General features: G+C 61.2%; 4 protein-coding genes and 1 pseudogene. 4 read left to right on the top strand and 1 reads right to left on the bottom strand.

Going from position 1 to position 6,179, the window contains the following annotated elements; genetic code table 11:
* The 4 genes and pseudogenes from AC1D1G_RS40090 to AC1D1G_RS40075 form a co-directional block, all read left to right on the top strand.
* Nucleotides 1–1,318 (top strand): MFS transporter (locus tag AC1D1G_RS40090; RefSeq protein WP_477956367.1); only part of this gene is annotated, 1,318 nt, incomplete at its 5' end.
* A 186-nt stretch (nt 1,319–1,504) separates the two neighbouring features.
* Nucleotides 1,505–1,715: pseudogene (locus AC1D1G_RS40085) on the top strand (Re/Si-specific NAD(P)(+) transhydrogenase subunit alpha); the annotation flags it as partial.
* Between the two features lie 18 nt (nt 1,716–1,733).
* On the top strand, nt 1,734–2,108 hold the full coding sequence (locus AC1D1G_RS40080; RefSeq protein WP_349307491.1) for a WhiB family transcriptional regulator: 375 nt from the start codon (nt 1,734–1,736) through the stop codon (nt 2,106–2,108).
* Between the two features lie 2,364 nt (nt 2,109–4,472).
* Entirely contained in the window at nt 4,473–5,195 is a 723-nt protein-coding gene (locus AC1D1G_RS40075; RefSeq protein WP_283335358.1) for a FadR/GntR family transcriptional regulator, read from the top strand.
* A 713-nt stretch (nt 5,196–5,908) separates the two neighbouring features.
* On the opposite strand, the gene AC1D1G_RS40070 is transcribed toward AC1D1G_RS40075, so the two are convergent.
* Nucleotides 5,909–6,179 (bottom strand): acyl-CoA dehydrogenase family protein (locus tag AC1D1G_RS40070; protein ID WP_477956366.1); only part of this gene is annotated, 271 nt, incomplete at its 5' end.

Raw genomic sequence — 6,179 nt, 5'->3', positions numbered from 1 at the left:
GTCTCCCTCCCCTGCCGACGTGAGGCGCGTTGGTCTTGCCAGCCTGATGGGCACGACGATCGAGTACTACGACTTCTTCGTGTACGGCACAGCAGCTGCGCTGRTGTTCGGTCAGGTCTTCTTTCCGACCTCGAATCCCCTGACCGGGACCCTCCTGTCGCTCGCGACATTCGGCGTGGCATTCGTGGCACGCCCGCTTGGTGGAATCATTTTCGGCCATCTCGGGGATCGTGTGGGGCGCAAGGCCGCTCTGGTGACAACCTTGTTGATGATGGGGGTCGCGACCGTCGCGATCGGGCTGGTTCCCTCCTATGGTGCTATCGGGATCGCGGCGCCGATCCTGCTCGTCGTCCTTCGGTTCGTGCAGGGCATCGCGCTGGGAGGTGAGTATGGCGGGGCGGTCTTGATGACAGTCGAGCACAGCCCGCCCGGCAAACGCGGCTTCTACAGCTCCTGGGTGCAGACCGGCGCCCAATTCGGACTGATTATTGCCAATGTCGTGTACCTGATCGTCGGATCGGCGATGGGCGACGAGGCCTTCCTGAGTTGGGGATGGCGTATCCCGTTCTGGGTCAGCAGCCTGCTGGTGATTCTTGGGCTGATGATCCGGCTGCGGCTGGAGGAAAGTCCCGAGTTCAAGGCTCTCAAAGAGTCCAACGACATCCTTCCTGCCCCTATCGTGGTCGTCTTTCGTCATCACATGAAAGAAGTTCTGTTGATCGCCGGCGCCGCCGTCGGCAATTCCGTGACGTTCTACGCGGCGACTGTGTTCGGTCTGTCTTACGGGGCCACAAAAGGCTTCAGTCGCAACGAGATGCTGGTGATCATCATCGTGGCGGCGGCGTGGGTCATCGCGGCGAGCATCTTCGTCGGCGCCCAGAGCGACCGCTTCGGCCGAAAGCCGATTTTTATCGTGGGCAACCTGGCGATCGCCGCGACGGTCTTCGGATGGATGAAGGCCATCGACACCGGCAATCAGGCTGTGGTGTTGATCGCGTATCTGGTACTGCTGACCGGTTATTCGATGACGTGGGGCACCATCGGTGTCTTCTTCGCCGAAGCGTTCCAGGGTGCAGTCCGGTACACAGGCCTGTCGCTCGGATTCACCATCGGCGTCATCGTCGGTGGCGCAGTGACGCCCCTGGTTCTCACCAAGCTCGTCGCCGACACGTCGTCGGCGATGCCAGTAGTGCTGTGGGTCGCCGGGTCGACGATCCTCTCAGCCCTGTGCGCCATTCCCATGAGGCAGATCGACGACGGCGTGGGAGGGGTCGGTACCACGCCCAGTCGAACCGGTCGAACGGCTCCACAGCTTTGACAGCAGCACCCATCTATTGCAAACTGCCATAGTACGTCCCAAGAGGTTTCGTCGGTCCCCGTAGGGCCATCGCTGTGGTCGCTGTAAGAGAACTGTCGCCAGGAGCCTTCATCGAAGGACATGCGACGGGGGCATCATCGAGGTCATCGAGCGATTCCGCGTCAACATCTCCAACGAGTATGAGAACGCATTTCCCGGGCGCAGTCCATGGAAGCGCTCAGCTCGACGGCCGACATTGCCGACTACCGTGCTGTCGTGGGGGGCCGCCCACACGTTCGGTCGGTACTTCACCGGTCAGGTCATCGCCGCGGGCAAGTTCCCACCGGCCAAGGTTCTGATCGCAGGACCCGGTGTCGCCGCGAGCAGCCTCGGTGCGATCGTGCGTACAACCGATCCCGAATAAGAGAGGACCGAGATGCGCACTACAGCAGACTCTTCCGTATCGTCCCGGCTTCCCATGACTTGGTTCTGGGACTGGCAGCTCCGAGCACGCTGCCGCGGTATGGACATCAATGTCTTCTTCCCCCTGGATGACGAGACGCGCGGTGACCGTCTTCGTCGAGAGCGCGTTGCCAAGCAGATATGTCTCGGCTGCCCCGTCCTACGCGAGTGCCGCAGCTACGCTGTGGCGTCGCTGGAAGGAAGCGGGATCTGGGGTGCCACTTCCGAAGTTGACCGCCGGTACCTGGCCCGCTCGTCGCCTCGGCGGACCGGCGATCCAAAAACCACCCACCCACGAGTGCCGCCACAGCATTTGGCGCCAAGAGGATTACGCAGGCTCACCGGGTGAACAGCCTCGCCGAGTAGCGTGAGTGCATATGTGGGCAGACGCGAGCCCGTCCTCGACCATAACGAAGGCTCAGACAGGTCGCACAACTTTGGACGATTGAACGTAACGCGCATCATTCACTTCGTTCGTCGCCGACGATCACCGTTCTGAATACGCGGTTGAATCTAGTTGCTAACGAATCGCGTGCTGGCCAATGCGCCATTCGCGAGACCTCCGCGTGGGAGCGCCCTCGGGAGAGGAGGCGAATACCACTGATTGATGGGTCGTTTCAGGGTCTGCTGATCGTTGTCGCCTCTTCGTCGCGATGGATTCATATTTGCCGGCGTGACGAGCATGGTTAATGACTTACAATTATCTAAGTGGGTCCACCATGCCAACGGTAGACGTGACGCACAGTATTCCCGTTGATCAGCCCCGCCCGGAGCTTTACAGCTCGGAACTCCACGGCTGGTGGGTAGTTCGTTGCTTTTGCAGAGGTGACTGCACCACTCAGTTCGATCGATAGGAGCGCAATGCCCGAAGGCAACCAGAGAAAGTACATGGAGCAACAAGGACTCGGTGCATGTTCCACGTCGCCGCCCCTCTCCAGCGCCGGTACACGTATGGCCGACATCCCAGTAGCTCTACGTAAGCATGGGAGGGATTGGCGTTATCGTCGACGCGCAGAACTGCAAAGGGCACTCTTGGGACTTCCCCACCCAAGCGCTGATCCACAGGATTTCATTGGATTCGCCCACTCCTGGCTGCCGTATGGCGGCGCGCCGGACGAGGACATCTTTGAGAAGTTCGGGATGACACGTACACGCTTTATCGAACGACTCTGGCACACAATACGGGAGTCTCATGCCGATCCACGTCTCTCTGCGAGGTTGGCCGCCGTTTACCGTCCACCTGGCACAGGTTGGAGAAAGCCAGTAACGACTGGCACAGGTTGAGAAGCCAGTAACGAACGACCCGAATGACTTTCTGAGCAACTGAATAGCACGACACGAAACGTATTACAACGTTGATGATTAAGAAATGCCGTGAGCCGGCGTTCTCCTCGATGCGGGAGGTGCAATTGGGTTCCGGGAGATGGGGACGATCCAGGTCTGCTGTGCGAGCAACCGGCCAGGGGCAGCCTGCCCGGGGTGACGTCCTTGCACCGAGTCGGTTGACGTGCTCGACGAGGGTTGCGTTCGCGGTCGGATTCTTCTCGGTGAGCCGTGGGACCCTGTTGCGCACATCCCGTCGGTAAACGTCGTTGTGGAGCGCACGGTGCCGGCGAGGAATCCATTGCCGAGCAGACTGAACGGGACCAGTCCGATTCCAGCCCGGCCAGGGTTGGCAGATCTCCCCGTGTCCACAGCAAGTACTCGCTGCAGGACGGCGATCCGCTGATGTCACGGAAGATTCCCCGGACAGCCCGAAGTGCCGCACCTTGCCCTCATGGATCAACTCCCCTACGGTCCCCACGACGTCCTCGACAGGCAGGCACATCTGAGTCGACGCGGTGCTGGTAGAACAGGTGCTTCGGTGACGCCTCGGGGATGCGACGTATCCGCTCTGGTCGGCTCGAGACGGAACCGTGTTGCCTTCGATGCGCCAACCACTTCGTGGCAATTACGACCTGGTCACGAACCGGTTCAACTACCTCATTGACGTTGGGCTGCGGGTCGACGCGACCACATCTAATCCTGCTGTAGGCCGATCGCCAGGGGATCACGTTGGCGAGCACGGTCTCTACGATTCCCCGGCGACAGGGCAGCATCACGGGCCCCGGTAGTCCCGCACCGTGCGCAGCCGACGGCCGACCGTGGTGATTCGCGGCACCGCACCACCCMGTAGCAGGTCGTCGCGACCCGAGGGAGTTCTCGTCGAGCGCCCTTCCTGTAGTGGTGGTTCACAGGGTGTCCATCGAAGGCAACCTGGAGAAGCTCCCGGCCACCGGACGCGCTGGGTGGTCGATGCACAGGGAGCCAGACCAAGCCGGACTGGCGATAGGTCGCCTGATGACAACATGCGCGAGCTCATGCCCCCTACGGGGACCGCTTTTGTACGGCCTGCATCCTGTCGGAGCAGGTCAGCGTACGGGAGCGTTTGTCGCACACCTGCCCCACTCGGGTTCTAGGAATTTCAGTCTCCGGATCGACTCGCGACGTTCCATTTGTCTCGCCCAGCGCATCCATCGACTACAATCTACAATACTGTCATATCTTTTACGTAGTCTGCGTGGGATGTAGGGGAGCCAGATGTTTACACCACAGCAAAAGGGATTCCCGCCGAGGTGATCGCGCACCCCTTGGAGGACGCCTGCATCTGCGAGACTGTAGGACAATTGCCGACCGCCGAACGGTCGCGCGTCCAACCACAACTGGAGACCCGATGGCATCTACCGCAAACAAATCCTTCAAGGCGACGCAGGTCACCCGGCCGCGAGATCAGGTGGAGGCACAGCTCCGGGAAGCGATCTTGGACGGTCGTTTCGCGCAGGGCGACAAGCTTCCGCCCGAGACCGAGCTCGCTCAGCTGTTCGGTGTGAGTCGACCCACCGTTCGCGAGGCCCTCGGCGCCCTCGTCAGCTCTGGGCTGATTCGCAAGATCCCTGGCGTCGCTGGCGGCAGTTTCGTCAACACCGTGACGCCCGACTCTCTGAGCCAGATGCTCAGCGAGTCAATGGACACTATTTTGCGAATTGGCGCGCTAGACGTCGACGAGATCACCGAAGTCCGTCGTGTTCTCGAGATCCCCGCCGCGCAGTGGGCGGCGCGCAACCGCAGCGATGAGGATATCGCCACGATGCAGTCAGTCATTGACCAGCAGAAGAAGATCACCATCGACGACCCGAACATTCCGGAATACGACCTGCGTTTCCACACCTCCATCGGTTTCGCCTCCGGCAATCGCCTGCTGGCCGCATTCATCGCCGCGGTGCACAACGCCACCCATCCAGCGCAGTTCCTCGAGGTCACCCGCGATGTTGCACAAAAGACAGTTCGGCAGCACATCGCCATTGCCAAGGCCATCGAGTCAGGCGACGCGGACAAAGCTGGGGAGGAGATGCGCAAGCATCTTGACTTCGTTCTTCGCTACTCACTACCTTGCTGATTCTCGAGAACTGCGTGAAAGTCTTCCGAAGTTAGTTGTTGTCCGACAAGTAAGTTGCAGTTTGCTCATCCGCCACCAAATGACCCGTCGCCCGGTGGTAAGGCAGCGAGGGGACCGCAGCCGCGGTCCCCTCGCTGCGACCGTTGACTGGCCACTATCCGGGTGCCAGTCAGCGACGTCGGCTACCGATCGGGCTCTCCGATTCGGTGCAACCGGCCTGGAAGCGCCGCTGATGACTCACTTGAACGATGACAGTGTGGACGTGGTCGATATCCCTGCGAAGCTGGCCGCGCGGGGGCGGCTGCTCTCCAGCAGTCACGGCCAAGAGAAGTCCGGTCGACGCTTCGAGTTCCGTTTAGCAGAACCGGACCTTCGACATGCATGTCCATGCCCGACGAGCCCTCGAAGCGGACACGTTTACCACCGACCATATTGTTGATCAGCACACTGAATTTCGGCTCCGGACTGCCATCAGCGCGAGCAGCAGCTCTCGGCCCTAGGGAGGCGAAGGATGACCCGATCAATTCCTCGGTTCAGGTTCGCCCAGAACAGACTGGCGCCGGCGCGGTCCAGCGGCCACCGGTCGGCATCGCTGCCGCGAACTCCGTGCAACGGGCCTCCACTCCACGCCGTCGCTCATCGGCGGGTCTATGGTCGGTAGTCGTTCCAGTCGATCTATACCCCCGGCTCGAGTTCCCGCCTCTGCCTCCCTCTCACCCGGCAGCCGTCTCGCGCGCCGCGGTAAGTCGGGTGTCCCGGGCCACGAGCATGCTTTGTACCTGGTTAGTCCCGTCATAGATCTCTGCGATCTTCGCATCGCGCAGCCGACGTTCCGCGCCGACCGAGACTCGGTCACCGTCGGGACCGAGCAGTTCGACACAGCTCGCCGCAACCCTGGTACCCAGGGTGGTGCAGTGCATCTTCAGCAGTGAGACCTCGGCGACCGGTTCGTCTGCACTCTGGTCGACCTGATCGGACACCGAC

It is taken from the genome of Rhodococcus sp. P3_B8 (assembly GCF_056402775.1).
This window is presented reverse-complemented; position numbering and strand designations above follow the sequence as displayed.